The sequence below is a fragment of the Mesorhizobium denitrificans genome (assembly GCF_003403035.1).
Classification (GTDB): domain Bacteria; phylum Pseudomonadota; class Alphaproteobacteria; order Rhizobiales; family Rhizobiaceae; genus Mesorhizobium_G; species Mesorhizobium_G denitrificans.
In genome coordinates, this window is sequence record NZ_QURN01000011.1 from 66252 (window position 1) to 83083 (window position 16832).

A 16832-nucleotide genomic window follows, 5' to 3' on the forward strand; every position below is an offset into this window, starting at 1 on the left:
CAACTCGCCTCTCTCCGTAAACGGGGAGAAGGGAGAAGTGGCGACGTCTCGCAATTTCTGGAGCTAAGGCGCGTAGGGCTGTTCTTCAACCAATGGCAGGCCGGCTTTTTCCCAGCCATCCGAGCCCAGGGGATACCAGAGCACAGAGGTGTATCCCCATGCGACGGCGCGCTTCGCGGCGTTCCACGACATCCAGCAATTGGTCATGCAGTAAAACAGAATCGGATGCGATTTGTCCGTGCCAATCTGTGCGTCGATACCCTTTCGGAAATACGCTTCTGTCTCGGCGTTGATTTCACCATAGCCGACATTTGCAAGCCAGATGCTGCCGGGGATACCGGAGCGCGGTTTGTCGCGCCAGATGGTACCCTGCGGTAGATTGGCGGGCTTGGGCGTGCGGGGCATGACGTCAAAGAAAACAGCGGCCTTTTCGCGCCATAGTTTTTCAGCTTCGGCGGTGGTGACGACCCGCGCGCCTTTAAGCGTTGCAGGAACCGGCGCGCGGTATTCGTCCATGCGGTAGTCGGAAGGCTCCGCGGCGGTTTCGGCGTGGAGTGGGGTTGGGACCAGAAGCGCGAGCAGCATGAAAATTCTACAAAGTAAGCGCGCTGCTGACCCCTCATCCGCCTGTCGGCACCTTCTCCCGCAAGGTGAGAAGGTGGATCGTTGAGACGTCGAATTAAATCGCAGACGCTGCAGAATTTGCGATGCGTTGACACTGCTGCCTTCTCTCCTTGCGGGAGAAGGTGCTGGCAGGCGGATGAGGGGCATCTTCCCCATGACAGCGCCCGCGCTATTCCGTGATGGGCCGGTTCTGCTCATCGATAAGCGGCACGCCGTAATCGAGAAGGATCTTGTTTATCGCTGGCTGGTTTTCACGGATCACCGTGTTCAGCGTGCGCTTCCATTCCTGATCGGAAGGGCGAACGCCCATGGTGATGCGATAGATCATGCGTGAGCCGGTTGTCTCTTTGGTAAGCGGAACAATAGCGAGGTCGGCCTTCATCTGCTTGGCGAAATAGCCGCCCATCGGGCCCCATACAACCGCGGCGTCGATCTCGCCGGATTCGATGTCCTTGATCATGAGTTCGGCAGGCGAATGGGTGAAGCGCGTGTCGCGCATCAAGTCATAGATCTTTGCCTTCTTCATGAGGTTCGCCTTGGCCATGTTCGAGGCGGGCGGCGTGCTTTGCACTACCCCGACGCGCTTGTCCGCGAGCTTGGGGTCTTCGATGGTTTCGACGCCTTCCAGCGGACCTCCCTTCTTATACATCAGGACGTAAGGCGCACGCAGATAGGCATTGGTGTTCTGCACCAGCTCGTCACCCTGCGCGTAACCCATGATGATATCGCAGCGATTGGCGCGCAGCGTATTGCGCACGAAGCCCATGACCATCGGGAACCATGTGTAGCTGATCGACTTGCGGCCGGTCTTTTCGGCCACGAGTTGGGCAAGCTTGTTTTCGTAACCTTCGCCCTTTTCGTCGGTGAAGGGCAGATTTGCCGGGTCCGCGCATACGCGCAGCACATCGGGATCCACCAGTTCGCCCGCCGCGCCAAGGCCGGCGGTTTGTGCGTAGACAGACCCAGGCAGGATCGCCAAGGCCAGTGTCAGGCTGATTATCTGCTTGCGCATGGTGCGCATATCATCCGCCCATGCAGGATTTTTCCTGCTCTTTTGCGGCCTGCGACTTGTCTTCCTTCTTCGGCGGACGACCGCGTGGGGCAGCACCCACGGCGCGCGCGCGAAGATAAATATAGAGATCGTCCATGTAGCAATAGACGTTCTTGTTGTCGCCAAAGGCGGGCATCACGTTTTCCTTGCCGCCGCCGACATTCTTGCGACCTTCGGCAACGATGGACAGGAACGTGCCGTAGTCCATGGTCTTGAGTGAATCGACAAGTGCGGGAGCGTAGCTGGAGCCTACGCCATCGGGGCCGTGACAAACGTGGCAATCGGAATGGTAGCGGCGATAGCCGCTGAACGTGTACCAGTCGACCGTGCCGTCAGGCTGGATATTGAAAGTAGGGTTGCCGTCCGCGTCGTAATATTTGCCGTCTTCATCACGAACGGCCTTCGCTTTCTCGATGCTGTCCTGCGCAAAAGTGATCTGCGTGGGAGCAAAGACTGCGCCGGACAATGTGAGCAGGAGAAGCGCTTTACCGAATTTCATATGTTCCTCGTTTCTTACGCCACGGACAAAGCTCGTCTGTCGTGATGCGGCGATGACAGGTGCATTGTGGGTGTGTGGCGAAAATCGAGAGCCCGATCAGAGGGTACGGGCTCTCGCATCTCCAGCCGCACCCGTGGGCGCGGCTGGAGCACGTGGACTCAGTCTGGGAGGCCGAAGACGGTAAGCTGGCCACCGAGCGCGGTGTACTGCGCAAGACCGGCATAACCGCCGACCGCACCTAGACCTGCGGTCGAAACTGACGCTTCTGCATTGGCGTCTGGCGCCTTGTCACCGGCAACAGCAGTCTGCCATGCGGCAGCGTTTTCCGGAGCAAGCAGACCACCTGCCAGACCGATGCCGGCCCAGCCACCAACGCCTGACAGCACGCCGATATACTGCTTGCCGCCATGCTCATAGGTGTTGACGTTGCCGATAATGCCCGACGGCGTCTTGAACTTGTAGAGTTCCTTGCCGTTGTTATCGACTGCCTTGAGATAGCCTTCCAGGGTTCCGTAGAACACTATGTCGCCAGCCGTCGAGAGAGCGCCGGACCATACCGAGAATTGCTCCGGTACTGACCAGACGATTTCACCCTTAGAAGCATCCCAGGCAATGAAATTGCCCATGCCGCCATGGCTGTTCGGTGCAGGATACATCGACACGGTTGCGCCCACATAAGGCTGGCCGGCCGTGTAGCTTACCCGATATGGCTCATAGTCCATGCAGACGTGGTTCGTCGGAATGTAGAAGAGGCCAGTTTTCGGCGAGTAGGACGAAGGCTGTTGGTCCTTCGTGCCGAGCGCGGCGGGGCAGATGCCCGTCGTGTTCACGTCTTCACCGTTGAACTGCGTCGAGTATTTGTCGACCACTTGCGGACGACCATACTGATCGCTGTTCTTGTCCATAACGACTTCCGTCGCCCAGTTGACTGCAGGGTCATACTTCTTGGCAACAAGCAGTTCGCCGGTATCGCGATCAAGCGTGTAGGCAAAACCGTTACGGTCCGGGTGGACCAGAACGTTATGCTTCGCGCCGTTGACCTCCATGCCGTCGACGAGCATCATTTCGTTGACGCCATCGTAGTCCCATTCATCATGTGGGGTCATCTGGTAGACCCACTTGGCAACGCCCGTATCCACATCGCGCGCGAAAATGGTCATTGACCAACGGTTATCTCCGGGACGCTGTACCGGGTTCCAGGTTGACGGGTTACCGGAGCCGTAGAAAACAAGATTTGACTTCGGATCATAGGAATACCAGCCCCAGGTTGAGCCGCCGCCAGTTTTCCATTGCTCGCCTTCCCAGGTCGAGATGCCGGAATCCTTGCCGACAGGCTTGCCGAGCTGTGTGGTCTTTTCAGGATCGAGCAGCGTGTCTGCATCCGGTCCCATCGAGTATCCGCGCCAGACCTGCTTGCCATCCTTGAGACTGTAGGCAGCAACCCAGCCGCGAACGCCAAACTCGCCGCCGGAAATGCGACGATGACCTTGTCCTTCACGATGATTGGCGCGTGGGTCGAGGATTCGCCCTTGCCGCCGTCTGTCTGATCGCCATTCTTGACCGACCAAACGACCTTGCCAGTCTTGGCGTCGAGCGCCGTAAGCATCGTGTCGGCCTGGTTCAGAATGATCTTGCCGTCGCCATATGCAACACCACGGTTCACCGTGTCGCAGCACATGATTGGAATGACGTTCGGGTCCTGCTTCGGCTCATACTTCCACAGAATCTTGCCGTCATTGTTCAGATCGAGCGCGTAGACGATGTTCGGAAATGGCGTGTGCACATACATCACGTCGCCAATGACCAACGGGCCGCCTTCATGACCGCGCAGAACGCCGGTCGAGAAGGTCCATTTGACCTGCAGGTTCTTCACATTGTCTTTATTGATCTGATCAAGCTTGGAGTAGCGAGTATTCGCGTAATCGCCCGTAGGCATGGCCCAGTTCTTGGGGTCTGCCGAAAGTTTTTCCAGTTCCTCATTTGCCCACGCTCCAACGGCCGATGCGCATACGAGCAATGCGGTGGCTGATAGGAGATGGGTGGCATTTTTAAGTACACGCATTCGATATCCTCCCGAGATTCACAACGAAGAATCGATCATCGAACCCCAAGGGGTTCGCGCAAGCGATCCATGTGGTGGGAAGTATTTCCGGCAGCGTGTCACGACCTAAGCCAGGTGAGCAGAGGGCACCATTGCTGCCCACCTCACTTGGCCTACGAAAGGCTGTCGCCGCTCCCTATGACGGTGACGCCCTTGAAGCCGGAAACAGTTCAAAGGCTATGTTATTAATATGCAGGGCGCAAGCAAAAAACTTTTCGGGCGTGTTGCGTCGCATATATCTAATTTTGCATCGCAATATGAAGGTGAACCCAACAATAGATAGCCTAGGTTCCAGCGAGTATGTACTATTAATTTGTTGTGTTCGCTGATGATAACGATGCTCCGGCGTTTATAGATATTGGCGGTAGAACAAAATAATCTTTATTCATTGCGATTTGATTTTACGTATAATTCGATGGCCTCCGGCGGATGCTCGGGCTGCGCAGCCTGCTTGCCGCTGCTTTAGCGAGAGCAAAGATAAACTGAAATCATGGCGTGCCGATGCGGGGAAGGGCTCCAGAGGTGCGACAATGCCGTCTCCTTCTTTGGTCGAATTTGATTGTGTTGACGGTGAGCGCTGAATGTCGAAACTGAAGCCCATAGGAGAAGACTCATGTTTTCGAAAATGAGTGCCTCGATTGCGGTGCTTGGTGCGGCGCTGGGTTTTTGTCTCAGCCCGGTTTCCGCACACGCGGCAGCGGATTACCCGACCACCGCAGTTGCCGATTATGTCTACGCCTGCATGAAGTCGAATGGCGAGACGCGCGAGGCGCTTGAGCGGTGTTCGTGCTCAATCGACGTGGTGGCGTCCATCGTTCCCTATGACGATTATGTTGCTGCTGAGACGTTTCGGCGCATGGCGCTGACGACAGGTGAGGCCGCCGGGCTGTTCAGGGAAAGCCCGCCAGCCAAGGCTGCAGGCGCGGAATTGAAGCGCGCGCAAGCAGAAGCGGAGATTCGCTGCTTCTAGTTTGAAACAGGCGTGGTCAGCGGCCACTCGCTTTCGAACTGCTTGCCTTCCGTATCGCTGGCGATGACCTTGAGCGGTTCCTTGCCCTGCGCGGTAAAATCAAAACGGAAATTCGGATCTTCGGAAATCGAGATTCCACCCTCCATCGCGAGGATCAGGCGGTCGCCCTGCGATACGCTGAGCTTGTCCACGAAATGCGCCGGGATGAAATATTGAGTCAGCGGGTCGCGCTGCAGCCCGGAATTGTTCGGATGGCGGATCATGAGTTGCAATTCTTCAGCCTTGCTCATGTTTTCCGTACTCTCGAACTGACGAAGCTTCATTTGCCCCATCGCTGCGAGCGCTTCCTTCGAGTTTTTTGCGGCAGGCGCAGAGCAGCCACCCGATGCCTTGATAAAGGTCTGGGACATGTGGAGCTTGCCATCGGCTGTTTCGGCGATGGCGCGGATGTATGAATAGTCGTTCACACGCACGCGGGTCGAAATATGCGTGATGCCGGCGTCCTTGCCGATATCGAATTTCGCGGCAACCGGCGCGGGGTTCACGTCGATAATCATTGTGACGGTCTTGACGCCTTCGGGTGCCTTGGCTGGATCGAGAAAGATATCCACCGGCACGATTGCAGCATCCTGCGCGCGCTTCGGCGCTTCGACACGCACCACGCCATCATCCAGAACGATAGCGCGATCTCCGAAAACATCGTCCTTAAGAGACAGCCAAACTTGCTCCGATGAGGCTGGTGTTTGCTGCGCGGATGCGTATGCCGTTAGTACGACGAGCACGCCAAGCGCGAACACCAAAAGAGTCAAATAATGGGCGACGGGCGAAACGGCTTGGCGTTTGACCTTAACTTTCGCTGGCATTGATGCCTCCACCGGAATGAACTGGTGGTGCCCTTGGCTGGTTGGGATGATAGCCGCCGCGAACGATGATGGCAATCTTCGTAAATCATAACCCCTCATCCGCCGCTATTCCCACTCTAGTTCGGCATAGGCAGTTGTGGCGTTGCGTTCGTTATATTCGTCGAACAATTTCCATTTTGCGCGCTCGCTTTGACCGGCGGTGGTGACGGCTTCCGCGAGCGGAACGCCAGCCTTGATTGCAGCGCGGAGATCGCTCGCTAACGTTTCGAAATAGCGGCGCTCAGGCGCGATTGCATCCGGCCATGCCGACGGCGAGGGACCATGACCCGGCACAACGCCACTCGCCGCGATGGCAGCGAGTTCATCGAGCTGGCGCATCCAGCCAAGAAGAGAGCCGTCCATTGTTGGAAGATGTCCGAGAAACACGAGGTCGCCCGCGAAAAATGTGCCGCTGGTGCGGTCCATGACGGTCAGATCATTATCCGTGTGGGCGGGCTGCCATGCGCGCAGGTCAAGCTTGCGGTCGCCAAGGTCCAGCTCCGTGCGGTCTGCAACCAGCACTGTCGGCGGGATGATTTCGACTCCGCGCATGAGTTCCTCGCCAAGCTGGCGGCGGAAGCTCTGCAGATAGAACGCGCCGCGCGCTTCCAGCGCTGCTGGCAGGTTGGTGTGACCGACGATTTGCGCGCCGGTTTCCTTGAACGCGGCATTTCCGAAAATGTGGTCGGGATGCATATGCGTGTTGATCAGATAGCGGAGCGGTTTGTCCGTGATTTCGCGCACGGCGCGCAGGAGTTCCACGCCTTCCAGATAGCTGCCGCCGCTGTCGATCAATGCCGCTGATTCCGTGCCGACGATGAGGCCGACATTGCAGATGGCGCCCTGATTGGCTGGCTCCATCATCTCTTCCGCGCCAGTGAAAGCATAGACGCCATCGGCAAGCGCGCTCAGCTTAGGCTCGACGGCGGCGCGCGCGGGGGTGTGAATGAGAGCGGAGGATGCGGCCCAACCAAGAATTTGGCGGCGTGTGAGTGTACTCATCGCTGTCAGCCTGTGTGCGGAAATTTTTCCCTGAAGGAAAGGTGGAGATCGTTCATGACCTGGGGGTTGCGATATTCACGTGGGAGTCGCACGTCGAATATGCCAAGCACATGCGCAGGACGCGGCGACAGGACGACAATGCGGTCCGATAGCATCAGCGCTTCATTGAGATTGTGCGTAACCATCAATGCAGTGGTCGGGCGCTCGGACCAGACGGTCAGCAAGAGGTAACGCAGACGCTGCGCGGTTTGCTCATCCAGCGAAACGAAGGGTTCGTCCAGCAGCAGGATCGAGGGCTCTATCGCGAAGGCGCGGGCAAGAGCGGCGCGGCGGGCAAGGCCAAGTGAGAGTTCGGACGGGTAGAGCTTGCGCATGGCGGAGAGGCCGAGCGTTTCGAAAAGCGCGTCGAGCGATTTGCTGCGCATTTCGGGCGGCATGGCCAGCCTGACATTTTCCTCGACGGTGCGCCACGGCAGGAGCGTTGGTTCCTGAAAGACGGCAGCGATGCGCCCGCCATCCGGGAGTTGCACGGAGCCGGTGTAATGCTTGTCGAGGCCGAGCAGAATGCGCAGTGTCGTGGTCTTGCCGCAGCCGGAAGGGCCAAGCAGGCAGGCAAATTCGCCATGCCGCACCTCGAAGGAGAGGTCGCGCACGGCGGTGAGCGGTTCGCCGCCAGCCGGATGAAATGTCTTGTCGGCGATTTCGACCCTAAGCGGGACGCCGGCGCCAACGGGTCGCATGTCGTTCAAAGGGCTGCACCAGCATGAGTTCGATCAAGAGCATTATGGCTACGAAAGCCAGCGTGTAAGCAAGGATCGCGGCCACGTCGAATGTTTGGAAATAGAGGTAAATCTGAAAGCCGACGCCGTTTGAGCGCCCAAGCAGTTCCACAACCAGCACGATTTTCCAGATGAGCGCTATGCCCGAGCGCGAAGCAGCGGCGATGTAAGGTTGCAGTTGCGGGAGCAGGATATGACGCAGGCGCTCCCATGCGCTGAAACGATAGACGGTTGCCAGTTCGCCATAGCGCGGGTCGAGCGCTCGCGCGCCTTCGCGCATGGTTACGATGACGTTTGGTATCTTGTTGACCGCGACTGCGCCGATTGCCGCGAACTCATTCAGGCCGAACCAGATATAGGCGAGCACGATGATGACCAGCGCGGGGAGGTTCAGGAACAGCACCACCCACGGGCTGAAAAAATTGTCGGCGCGCTGTCGCATGCCCAAGGTTACACCGATCACCGAGCCGACAATCATGGCCAGGATGAACGCCGCCACAACGCGCATCAACGTCATACCGAGATGATAGAAGAGTTCGCCGCTGGCGGCGTCTCGAATGAGAACATCCAGCACGGCCGCGGGAGAGGGCAAAGCACGGCTTGGCCATATGGTCGATGCAATGGCCCAAATGGCAAGGAGCGCTGCGAGCGAGGCTGCGACAGTCACCAAGGGTAACAGGGACGGCCTTGCGCGTTTGCTGGCGGGGGCTGGTTTCGATGCGGCTGCGGGTCGATTGTCGATACCTATGCCCGGCGCGGTCATTCAAACAGACCCGACCAATAGGTTCCGGGGGCCATTGTCGCTGCCTTGCCGACCAGCTTTTCGCCGCCGACAGAAGCAAGCACCTCGTACAGCTTTGCGGCGTCTGAGGCGTCGTCGACGATAGGGCGGGTCGGAATGCCTTCGCGGTAGCGATCCCGCAGAGTTTCCAGCTCCTTGCCTTCCGCGCGCATGACCGGCGCAAGGCGCTGCCATTCTTCATTCGAGGTGCCGAGCAGCTTTTTCGTGTCGGACGATGCCGCGATGAAGCCGCGCAGAGCTGCATCGTTTTCCTTCGCCCATTTGTCGTGAACCACATAGCCAAGTGAGGCCACGGGGCCAGTCGCGCCGAGAGCGAGCGCGGCGTCGTTTGCGCTGGCAAGGCGGCGGAAGCCATTGGCTTCGAGGCGCGCGCAGAAATGCCAGAAGTTGAGAACAGCGTCGAGTTCGCCCTGCATGGCTTTTTCGGACATGAGAGGCGGCGCGCCGTAGGCAATTTCCGCTTCGGTCGCGAGGTCGACGCCATGATCGCGCTTGGCGAGCGCCTGCAAGAGCAGCCAGCTTTTATCCAGCGGGCCGCCCGCGACGCCGATTTTCTTGCCTTTCAGATCGGGGATCGCCTTGATGGGCGAATCCTGCTTGACCATGATTGCGCCAACAGCGGTGGAATAGGGAATGAGCGCGAGGTCTTCGCCTTCGGAACGCAAGCGCGACACCCAAAGCCAATCAGAAACGATCAGGTCAATCTCGCGGGCCAGAATGGCGACATTGGTAGCGTCTTCGCCGGCGAAATAAACGACCTCGACATCGACATTGTGGGCCTTGTCGAAGGCGTTGTGCTTCAGACTGTCCAGCTCCCAGTTGACCGTGCCGAACTTCAAGACGCCGACACGAACCTTCGGATTGCCTTGCGCGCGCAGTGCAGGCGAAAAGGCCAGAGTTGTTGCACCCACAAGTGCGCCGAGCGCCGTGCGACGGGAAACGGGAACGGTAATCATATGCTTCTGCCTCGGTCCGGGAATGCGCACTTCCAGCGAACGACCTTAACGCTTGGATGCAATTCGGACCATTTCGCAATTTCCATGGGAGCAAGCCACATGCAATGCATGAGAGAGCCGCGACTTTCGAAATAGAGATGTTCGTCACGGCAGCTTGTCGGATTTGCCGACAGGCAGACTGTGAGGATCAGATCGACCATGTTCACGCGAGCACCCTCCTCCCCGCCTGCGCAGGTCTGGATCAGAATATGTGTAACCGCCGGTGCCGGAGCAGTTCTTTGCAAAATTTTAAGCCCGACGAGCGGGCTGCGTCAACAAGACATGGCTCCATGGACCTTGGTATGATTGACTTGGCAGGGCTTGGGACTAGGTTGCACATGTCTGGCTGCGCCTTTCCCGGTGCGGCACGGCTGCGGATGGGCACCGCGAGCGATCTGAAGGAAACCAAATGCGATTTGCTGCAATTGTGGCTGCTCTAGCGGCATTGACCGTTTCGGCAAGCCAAAGCTGGGCGCAGGATGCTGCCGCGGGAGAGAAGGTATTCGCCAAGTGCAAGGCGTGCCATGTGGCCGATACGGATCAGAACAAGGTCGGGCCTTCGCTGTTCAAGTTGAACGGTCGTACTGCCGGTACGCACCCAGACTTCAAATATTCACCAGCGATGACGGACGCGGGCAAAAATGGCCTTGTTTGGGACGATGCCAAGCTGACCGAATATCTGAAAGACCCGCGCGCTATGGTGAAAGGCACCAAGATGGCGTTTGCCGGGCTGAAGGATGACGCCGATATCGCCAACGTCATCGCCTATATCGATCAGTTCAAATAATCTCTAGGCAGCCTGCTTGCCCTGAAGCGCGGCAGGCAGGTCTGCGAGACTATCCAGAACAAGATCGGCGCCAAGTTCTTCGACCGGAACTTTGCTGTATCCGCCACGAATGATGATGACGGGAAGCCCTGCGTTGCGCGCGGCTTCCACATCGGTGGTGCTGTCGCCGACCATCACCGCATTGTTTCGATCTGCGTGGAGCCGCTCCAGCGCCAGATAAAGCGCCTCCGGCGAAGGCTTCTTGTTGGTGACGGCGTCACCGCCGATAACAGCGCCGAAATCCTCGAAAATGTGAAAATGCTCAAGCACCTCGCGCGTTGGAGCCTGCGGCTTGTTTGTTACGAGCGCGAGCTTGACGCCCGCGGCGCGCAATTGCTGCAAGGCGGTGCGCGCGCCGGGCATGAGCGTGGTCAAGCCGGTGAGGTGGCTATTGTATATGGGCGTCATGTCACGCTGGGCCTGCTCCAGTTCGGCCCCGGCGAGTGGGCTTCCAGAGGCGGCAAAGGCGCGCTCAACCAGCTTGGCGACACCGTTGCCGATCATCGCCTTGGCCTGTTCCAGCGTGACCGGCGGCAGATTGCGTGTTTGCAGGAGTTCGTTGACGGCGGCGTGGATGTCCGGCGCTGAATCGATCAGCGTGCCGTCAAAATCAAACAGAACCGCATCAGGCAATCCGCCAGCCTTGGAGGTCATGCAGCGTCCTTCCATTTGATTGAGCAGCCGATGGAGGCAATCTGGTCTTGCGGGCCGTTGCCGGTTTGCGCAACTTGCAGCATGGCAAGGTAGAGGTCGCGGCGCAGATCCGGCTCGCCAGCTTCCTTGCGCGAGGCGTCAAGCCGCCCGCGATATTGAAGTTTCAGATCCTTGTTGAAGCCGAAGAAATCCGGCGTGCAGGCGGCATTGTAGGCGCGCGCCACGCTTTGATCCTCGTCGTAGAGATAGGGGAAGGTGAAGCCATGCTGCTTGGCAAAAAGCTTCATGTTCGCAAAGGAATCTTGCGGATAGGCGTTGGCGTCGTTCGAACTGATGGCGACGAAACCGACCCCGGCGCTGGACAGATCCTGCGCGTCGCGGACAATGCGCGTGATGACCGCTTTCACATAGGGGCAGTGATTGCAGATGAAGGCGATGACGAGGCCGTTCGGCCCAGCCTGATCCAATATGGACAGCGTTTCTCCGTCCACACTTGGAAGGCGGGAGTCAACTGCGGGCCATCCGAAATCACAAACAGGAGGAACTGCTGCCATCGGTCACTTTCCCTTTTTCATGGCGCCATCCGATGCTGCGCGAATGGCGGCGATGTTCTTGCGATAGGCTTCCTCATTGCCGCCTTTGAATACGGCAGAACCTGCGACGAGCACATTGGCACCCGCAGCAGCAACCAGCGGCGCGGTTTCGGGCGTGACGCCTCCGTCGATTTCGATGTGGATGGGGCGGTCGCCGATCATCGCCTTGACGCGGCGCACCTTTTCTACGACGGCGGGGATGAAAGCCTGACCACCGAAGCCGGGATTGACGGTCATGAGCAGGATCAGATCCAGGCGATCCAGCACATATTCGATGACAACTTCCGGTGTGCCGGGGTTGAGCGAGACGCCTGCCTTTTTGCCGAGGTTGCGAATGGCTTGCAGCGAACGGTCGAGGTGCGGACCGGCTTCCGCATGGACGGTGATGTAATCGCAGCCAGCATCGGCGAAGGCTTCCAGATAGGGGTCGGCAGGCGCGATCATCAAATGGCAATCGAAGATCTTGTCGGTGCGGTTGCGCAGCGCCTTAATGATGGGTGCGCCGAAAGTGATGTTGGGAACGAAGTGACCGTCCATAACGTCCAGATGAATCCAGTCTGCACCGGCGCGGACAATGGTTTCGACTTCATCGCCGAGTTTGGAGAAATCCGCCGAAAGGATCGATGGGGCGATAAGAGTCTTCGTGGTCATTTAAGTTCTCGCTTTCCTGAGAACGCTTTGAAGCCAGAGAGCCACATGGTCAAGCCCCATCCAAATGCCCATTGACACGCTCCATAAGCCAGTTCCATGCCTCATGCTCGTCCGGGCCGGCGGTCTTTTCAATCGCGATTGAAAGATAGGCAAGCTCGGCTTCGATCTTCTCGCGCGGGAGCATTTTCAACCTGCTGGTGAGAATCGCGAGTTCTAGCACCGCGGCTTTTGCGCGATTGAAACCAGTGAAAGGCGCATGGTTCTGCTCAGCCGCAACGGCGCATTTAAAACGCGGACGCACGGGGTCGTCGGCGAAATGTTCGACGCGCAAGACGGAGTGCGCGAGCGCGGCCTCGATGCGGGGAACCGGGCAATCTGTGAGCGGCACGGTTTGCCAATCTTTGCGCCCGGTGAGGCAACCCGCGAAGATGCGGACATCGTCCGTATAGTTGGCGACGGCGAATGGTATTTCGGCCAGATTGTCCAGCGTTTGCGACGGGCGGAAAGGCGCGATGATCCAACTGTCACCATCCGCGATGATGCCGAGCGGGGCGATGTGAACCCGACCGGCGGCGCTGACGGTGGTGAGGATCGTTTCGCGAATATAGGGCATTACGGCTCTTTCTTTCCGCGCAGCGTGTGGCCTGCTTCGCGCAGGCGCAGACGATCCTGTTCAGGCAGGTCGGCACCGACGCCCCAGTCCAGCGGTTCGTCCTGAGCGTAGCGCTTGCCGAGCTTCCATGCGGTTTCGGCTTTGGAAAGCTCTGCGCCGAGATAGAAAGCGTGGCCGCCATCGGCTTCGACGCCGAGCTTCGGGAACAGGTCGAAGGCGTCGCGGGCGACGTGATGGCCCTTGGCGTTGAAGATATGAATGCCGTCTTCGGCGGTCATGATGCGGTAATTGCCATCACGAACGTCTGCTGCGAGGCGGTGTATGTCTTCAATTGTGGAGGGGTGTGGCTTGCGGTCGTGAACTTGCAGCAGGCCGTTGCTGTAACCGCGCGGCAGCGCGGCGTCGCGACGGGCCGCGAACAGGATGCGGCGGGCAATATCGTGTTCCTCGACGGTGCGGTGCGTGTGAGGGCTGACATTCACGACCAGCACATTGTGAATGGCCAGTTCCGAACAAATGCCGCCGAGCATCGCCGTGATGCCCGATGTGTCCGCGTCGGTTAGTTCGGTAAGGTTGCCAGTGCCCATCAGCAGCTCGATGTCGGGCCATCGCTTGCGGGCTTCGAGAAATCGGCCAAGGGATTGCGCAAAGCCGAAATGGATCGGGTCCAGAACCGGATCTGCGATGAAGGGAATGGCGGCCGCCTGCGCTGCGGAAATGGCGCGGCCAAGCGAATCCAGATCACCGGGTTGCGAGGGTATCAGGATAGGCGCTGTGCCGGTTTCGAGCGCAAGGTGCAGCGTGTGTTCCGTCAGGCTCAGCAGATAGTGCGCGCCCGCTTCTGCGCCGGTTCGCAATTCGTCGAGGTTGGCGGAATCGACGCTGACGGTGTGACCCTCTGCAATGAGTGCGCGCACCGCATCGGCCAGATGCGGAAAAGGCGTTTCCGGCAGGCAGCCGAGGTCGATCACGTCTGCACCTGCGTCTGCCAGCTTGCGTGCGCGGGCAAGAATGGCCGGGACGTCCATCATGGATGCTTCCACAATCTCCGCAAAAATGCGCATGTCGTGCTGCGAGAGGTCGGGCGGCAGACCCTTGCGGCCCAGAAACGCGGGGAGGTCGGCAATCTCGTCTGGTCCACGCAGGAACGGTACGCCGAAATGCTGGGAGAGCCGGTCAATGTCTCCACGAAAACGGCCGGGGAGAATGACGCGATCAGTGCCGGGCTCTATGGTGAGCCGGCGCATGATGATCTGCTCGGTCATGAGGGCTGCGACCTTCACGCCGATGTCGATGATCGACCATTGAAAATCGGGGTCGCGGAGATCGGCAAGCTGCCGTTCGAGCCTTGCGCGGGCCAGGTGCCCGGTGACGAAGGCCAGCCGCTCAGCCATCGGCGCCCAACTCCGCCTGACGCCTGCGGATGGCGGTTACCAGGTCGGCAAGTGACTCGACCACCTGCGTGCGTTCGAAAGATTTCAGCCGTTCTGTGTTTTCGAGATCGATGGGTCGCGGATAGACTTTTACGAGACCATGCGGGGCCATTGTCGTGAGTTCGGGGGCCGTGTCACAGGCAAAGACGATGGCAGGTACGCGGCATTTGCCAGCCTGCGCAAAGATGTTGGTGGGCAGCGTGTCCGAAATACCCCAGACGCATTTGGCAACGGTGTTGGAGGTGGCGGGAGCAATGACCGTGGTGTGATAGACGCCGTGATAAAAGCCGCCGACGGGTATGGAACTGGCGGTTTTGTCGTGCAAAACGCGGGTGGTTTCGGGGAAATCGAGCTTGAGCTTGTACATGCGAAGCACTTCATTCGCAGCCTTGGACACGAACACATCGCAATGACGCAGCTCATGGATGAGCGCGAAGCTTTCGACAAAGAAATGGCCCGATCCGGTCAAAGCCCAAGCCCAGCGCGGGGTGTGAAGCTTAGCCATGTTCAGCCCGCCTTTCTGACAGGTGCGCGCGCAATCCTTTCGCCGGGGAGTGTATCGCGGGCGAAAGCAAGATGGCGCGGGCCCGCCAGGTAAAGCGCGGGAATTTGCGCCGCGAAGTGCGGGAATGCGGTGTCGACAATGCCGCGCGCGGAGAGCGTTTCCGGCGTGTCGTGGGGGGCGAAATCGTCAGTCTGCTTGATGAGAACCAGCGCGGTTGCGTCGAGGGTTTGGCAGAGCCAGGCGGCGAGCGAATCCGAGGTCACGTCCCACGACGCGGGAATTGTTGGCTCGCTCAGCGCCATCTGTGTCGGGAGCCAGACTGGTATGCGGTTTTTGCCGAGCGCGGTGCGAATGTCCTGGATGCCGCGGGCCGGATCGAGCCGCGTGGTACGGTCAATCAACACTTGGCCGAACTGCTCCATTGCAAGCAGCGCCATGACGTGCGCGGCGCGGTCCGAAAAGCCGAGCGGGGGCTGGGCTTCGCGCACGGCATCAGCGAACGGTCCGCCGCCGGGAACGATAACGAGCGGCAGGGTCGATGCTTCGATTGCGGCGAGCCAAAGCGGCAGGGAAGCCGCTGTCGCTGCGCTTCCACCAAGCTTGACGACGGCGCAGTTCAAGCGCTCGATCCTTTTTTGCCGGTGTCGGAGATGGACGGCCATTTGGCCGCCGCTTGCTCCTTGCTGCGCACACGCTCGATTTCGACGCCAACGCCGCCAGCGCCTAGTTCGAGTTTTTCGACGCGGACCCAGACCTTGACCACGCGTGGATCGACCAGCACATGCGCTGCGACCTGTTCTGCAAGGGCTTCGGCAAGCTGGACGTGGCCGGAGGCGACGATGGCGCGAATGCCGTCCATGATGATGTCGTAAGACAGCACATGGCGCATGTCTTCCGGGTTGCTGACCGTGCGCAGAACATCGGCGGTGACGTCGAAGCGGACTTTCTGCGTGTGCCCATGCTCGAAGCTGTACGCGCCGATTTCGACCGGCAGCACGAAGTCGCGGACAAAGATGCGGTTGGTTTTGAGCGATTGATCGGCGCTGTCCGGCGAATAACCGCGCGCGGCCAGCAGGCGGTAATCCACCTGGCCGTCGCGTGCGGATGGCTGCTCTTCCGGGATGAGGGAGCGAATGAGCCGTGTGGCCTCCAGATCGATCTGGCCGGTGCGAGAATCCGCGCCGCATAGAGCGCCGCGAAAGCCGAGAAAATCGGGCAGAAAGGGCAGGAGGCGTGGAACGTCCGGCGCTTCAAGCGAGCCAGCCAGCCCGCACATCAGGCCGCTTGCCTTTGCAAGATTGATGAAGCCGGGAATGTATTGCGGTGGCAGGTGGTCGAGGAGCCGCCCGCCGGATTTGTTCGCCGTGTCCATCATGACGCCGTTGAAGCCGTGACGCTGGAAGACATCGATCAAGGCGAGGTCGGGCGACAGGTCTGCGAACAGGACCGCGATGATCTTGGCGCGCTTTGCGAGGGGCGCGAGGGCCGCTGCGCAGGCTTCGGCCTGATCGGACGGAAAGAAGCCGACCTTCACATAGCTGACGCCTGTCTCGGCGATTTCCTCGGCAGCGCTGCGAATGCGGTCCGGCTGCATGGGGAGATCGCCGCATACCGCGCTGACCGGCCTGCGTCCTGCGACGGCCTTTATCGTTTCGCGAATCGTGGCCGGAGCGAGTGCGCCGAGCGCGCCCGTCGAGGGGTCCTTCAGGTCGATGATGTCTGCACCAGCAGCGAGTGCGATGGCAGCTTCTTCCGGGCCGGTAACGCTGGCGAGCATTTTTGTCATGGCGTTACGCGCTCCGGTGCCGAACGGGCAAATAGTATACTTGTCA

Annotated in this window: 19 protein-coding genes and 1 pseudogene; 2 read left to right on the forward strand and 18 right to left on the reverse strand. The window is 59.3% G+C overall.

The features are described 5' to 3' along the window. Positions 1-63: 63 nt before the first annotated feature. From DY251_RS14665 to DY251_RS21970, 5 genes and pseudogenes are all read right to left on the reverse strand, one after another. A complete protein-coding gene (locus DY251_RS14665; protein WP_116624666.1) occupies positions 64-585 on the reverse strand; it encodes a PQQ-dependent catabolism-associated CXXCW motif protein in 522 nt (173 codons plus the stop codon). 208 nt (positions 586-793) lie between these two features. Then, complete coding sequence (locus DY251_RS14670) at positions 794-1636, reverse strand: substrate-binding domain-containing protein (RefSeq protein ID WP_199498842.1); 843 nt, start codon at positions 1634-1636, stop codon at positions 794-796. A 10-nt stretch (positions 1637-1646) separates the two neighbouring features. After that, positions 1647-2174 (reverse strand): c-type cytochrome, methanol metabolism-related, encoded by a 528-nt coding sequence (locus DY251_RS14675; protein ID WP_116624668.1) that lies wholly within the window; start codon positions 2172-2174, stop codon positions 1647-1649. Positions 2175-2332: 158 nt separating this feature from the next. Continuing rightward, on the reverse strand, positions 2333-3742 hold the full coding sequence (locus DY251_RS14680) for a PQQ-dependent dehydrogenase, methanol/ethanol family (RefSeq protein ID WP_425373303.1): 1410 nt from the start codon (positions 3740-3742) through the stop codon (positions 2333-2335). Then, positions 3691-4236, reverse strand: a pseudogene (locus DY251_RS21970) (outer membrane protein assembly factor BamB family protein); the annotation flags it as partial. The pseudogene DY251_RS21970 and the gene DY251_RS14680, both read right to left, overlap by 52 nt. Positions 4237-4888: 652 nt before the next feature. On the opposite strand from DY251_RS21970, the gene DY251_RS14685 reads away from it, so the two are divergent. Further along, positions 4889-5245: a hypothetical protein gene (locus tag DY251_RS14685; RefSeq protein WP_116624669.1), complete on the forward strand. Its 357-nt coding sequence runs from the start codon at positions 4889-4891 to the stop codon at positions 5243-5245. On the opposite strand, the gene DY251_RS14690 is transcribed toward DY251_RS14685, so the two are convergent. The 5 genes from DY251_RS14690 to DY251_RS14710 form a co-directional block, all read right to left on the reverse strand. Then, a complete protein-coding gene (locus tag DY251_RS14690) occupies positions 5242-6108 on the reverse strand; it encodes a quinoprotein dehydrogenase-associated SoxYZ-like carrier (protein WP_116624670.1) in 867 nt (288 codons plus the stop codon). The two genes, DY251_RS14685 and DY251_RS14690, sit on opposite strands and share 4 nt — an antisense overlap. Before the next feature lie 105 nt (positions 6109-6213). Continuing rightward, positions 6214-7149, reverse strand: coding sequence for a quinoprotein relay system zinc metallohydrolase 2 (locus tag DY251_RS14695; protein WP_116624671.1), 936 nt, complete (start codon positions 7147-7149; stop codon positions 6214-6216). Positions 7150-7154: 5 nt separating this feature from the next. Beyond that, the gene (locus tag DY251_RS14700; RefSeq protein WP_116624672.1) at positions 7155-7889 is read right to left on the reverse strand and encodes an ABC transporter ATP-binding protein; all 735 of its coding nucleotides are present in this window, start codon (positions 7887-7889) and stop codon (positions 7155-7157) included. Then, a complete protein-coding gene (locus DY251_RS14705; RefSeq protein WP_425373304.1) occupies positions 7858-8595 on the reverse strand; it encodes an ABC transporter permease in 738 nt (245 codons plus the stop codon). The genes DY251_RS14700 and DY251_RS14705 overlap by 32 nt, the downstream gene beginning before the upstream one ends. A 92-nt stretch (positions 8596-8687) precedes the next feature. Next, complete coding sequence (locus tag DY251_RS14710; RefSeq protein ID WP_116624674.1) at positions 8688-9686, reverse strand: ABC transporter substrate-binding protein; 999 nt, start codon at positions 9684-9686, stop codon at positions 8688-8690. 448 nt (positions 9687-10134) lie between these two features. Between DY251_RS14710 and DY251_RS14720 the strand changes: the two genes are divergently transcribed. Then, the gene (locus tag DY251_RS14720) at positions 10135-10512 is read left to right on the forward strand and encodes a c-type cytochrome (protein WP_116624675.1); all 378 of its coding nucleotides are present in this window, start codon (positions 10135-10137) and stop codon (positions 10510-10512) included. A gap of 3 nt (positions 10513-10515) precedes the next feature. On the opposite strand, the gene gph is transcribed toward DY251_RS14720, so the two are convergent. Genes gph through DY251_RS14760 form a run of 8 tightly spaced genes read right to left on the reverse strand, consistent with a single transcriptional unit; the run spans position 10516 to position 16786 of the window. Continuing rightward, positions 10516-11205: a phosphoglycolate phosphatase gene (gene gph / locus DY251_RS14725; RefSeq protein WP_116624676.1), complete on the reverse strand. Its 690-nt coding sequence runs from the start codon at positions 11203-11205 to the stop codon at positions 10516-10518. After that, positions 11202-11759 (reverse strand): thioredoxin family protein, encoded by a 558-nt coding sequence (locus tag DY251_RS14730; RefSeq protein WP_116624677.1) that lies wholly within the window; start codon positions 11757-11759, stop codon positions 11202-11204. The genes gph and DY251_RS14730 overlap by 4 nt, the downstream gene beginning before the upstream one ends. Positions 11760-11762: 3 nt before the next feature. Next, the gene (gene rpe, locus DY251_RS14735; protein ID WP_116624678.1) at positions 11763-12449 is read right to left on the reverse strand and encodes a ribulose-phosphate 3-epimerase; all 687 of its coding nucleotides are present in this window, start codon (positions 12447-12449) and stop codon (positions 11763-11765) included. 49 nt (positions 12450-12498) lie between these two features. Further along, a complete protein-coding gene (locus DY251_RS14740) occupies positions 12499-13062 on the reverse strand; it encodes a DUF447 domain-containing protein (protein WP_116624679.1) in 564 nt (187 codons plus the stop codon). Continuing rightward, positions 13062-14456: a DUF6513 domain-containing protein gene (locus tag DY251_RS14745; protein WP_116624680.1), complete on the reverse strand. Its 1395-nt coding sequence runs from the start codon at positions 14454-14456 to the stop codon at positions 13062-13064. The genes DY251_RS14740 and DY251_RS14745 overlap by 1 nt, the downstream gene beginning before the upstream one ends. Then, complete coding sequence (locus tag DY251_RS14750) at positions 14449-15000, reverse strand: flavoprotein (RefSeq protein ID WP_116624681.1); 552 nt, start codon at positions 14998-15000, stop codon at positions 14449-14451. Before DY251_RS14750 ends, DY251_RS14745 begins: the two co-directional genes overlap by 8 nt. A 2-nt stretch (positions 15001-15002) precedes the next feature. Next, a complete protein-coding gene (locus tag DY251_RS14755; RefSeq protein WP_116624682.1) occupies positions 15003-15620 on the reverse strand; it encodes an amino acid kinase family protein in 618 nt (205 codons plus the stop codon). Beyond that, complete coding sequence (locus tag DY251_RS14760) at positions 15617-16786, reverse strand: (5-formylfuran-3-yl)methyl phosphate synthase (protein WP_116624751.1); 1170 nt, start codon at positions 16784-16786, stop codon at positions 15617-15619. Before DY251_RS14760 ends, DY251_RS14755 begins: the two co-directional genes overlap by 4 nt. Between the last annotated feature and the right edge of the window lie 46 nt (positions 16787-16832).

Coding starts and splice junctions, on each gene's coding strand:
- DY251_RS14750 (WP_116624681.1), bottom strand. CDS start 15,000: ATGGCTAAGCTTCACACCCCGCGCTGGGCTTGGGCTTTGACCGGATCG.
- gph (WP_116624676.1), bottom strand. CDS start 11,205: ATGACCTCCAAGGCTGGCGGATTGCCTGATGCGGTTCTGTTTGATTTT.
- DY251_RS14760 (WP_116624751.1), bottom strand. CDS start 16,786: ATGACAAAAATGCTCGCCAGCGTTACCGGCCCGGAAGAAGCTGCCATC.
- DY251_RS14665 (WP_116624666.1), bottom strand. CDS start 585: ATGCTGCTCGCGCTTCTGGTCCCAACCCCACTCCACGCCGAAACCGCC.
- DY251_RS14720 (WP_116624675.1), top strand. CDS start 10,135: ATGCGATTTGCTGCAATTGTGGCTGCTCTAGCGGCATTGACCGTTTCG.
- DY251_RS14690 (WP_116624670.1), bottom strand. CDS start 6,108: ATGCCAGCGAAAGTTAAGGTCAAACGCCAAGCCGTTTCGCCCGTCGCC.
- DY251_RS14695 (WP_116624671.1), bottom strand. CDS start 7,149: ATGAGTACACTCACACGCCGCCAAATTCTTGGTTGGGCCGCATCCTCC.
- DY251_RS14740 (WP_116624679.1), bottom strand. CDS start 13,062: ATGCCCTATATTCGCGAAACGATCCTCACCACCGTCAGCGCCGCCGGT.
- DY251_RS14685 (WP_116624669.1), top strand. CDS start 4,889: ATGTTTTCGAAAATGAGTGCCTCGATTGCGGTGCTTGGTGCGGCGCTG.
- DY251_RS14675 (WP_116624668.1), bottom strand. CDS start 2,174: ATGAAATTCGGTAAAGCGCTTCTCCTGCTCACATTGTCCGGCGCAGTC.
- DY251_RS14700 (WP_116624672.1), bottom strand. CDS start 7,889: ATGCGACCCGTTGGCGCCGGCGTCCCGCTTAGGGTCGAAATCGCCGAC.
- rpe (WP_116624678.1), bottom strand. CDS start 12,449: ATGACCACGAAGACTCTTATCGCCCCATCGATCCTTTCGGCGGATTTC.
- DY251_RS14745 (WP_116624680.1), bottom strand. CDS start 14,456: ATGGCTGAGCGGCTGGCCTTCGTCACCGGGCACCTGGCCCGCGCAAGG.
- DY251_RS14730 (WP_116624677.1), bottom strand. CDS start 11,759: ATGGCAGCAGTTCCTCCTGTTTGTGATTTCGGATGGCCCGCAGTTGAC.
- DY251_RS14710 (WP_116624674.1), bottom strand. CDS start 9,686: ATGATTACCGTTCCCGTTTCCCGTCGCACGGCGCTCGGCGCACTTGTG.
- DY251_RS14670 (WP_199498842.1), bottom strand. CDS start 1,636: ATGCGCAAGCAGATAATCAGCCTGACACTGGCCTTGGCGATCCTGCCT.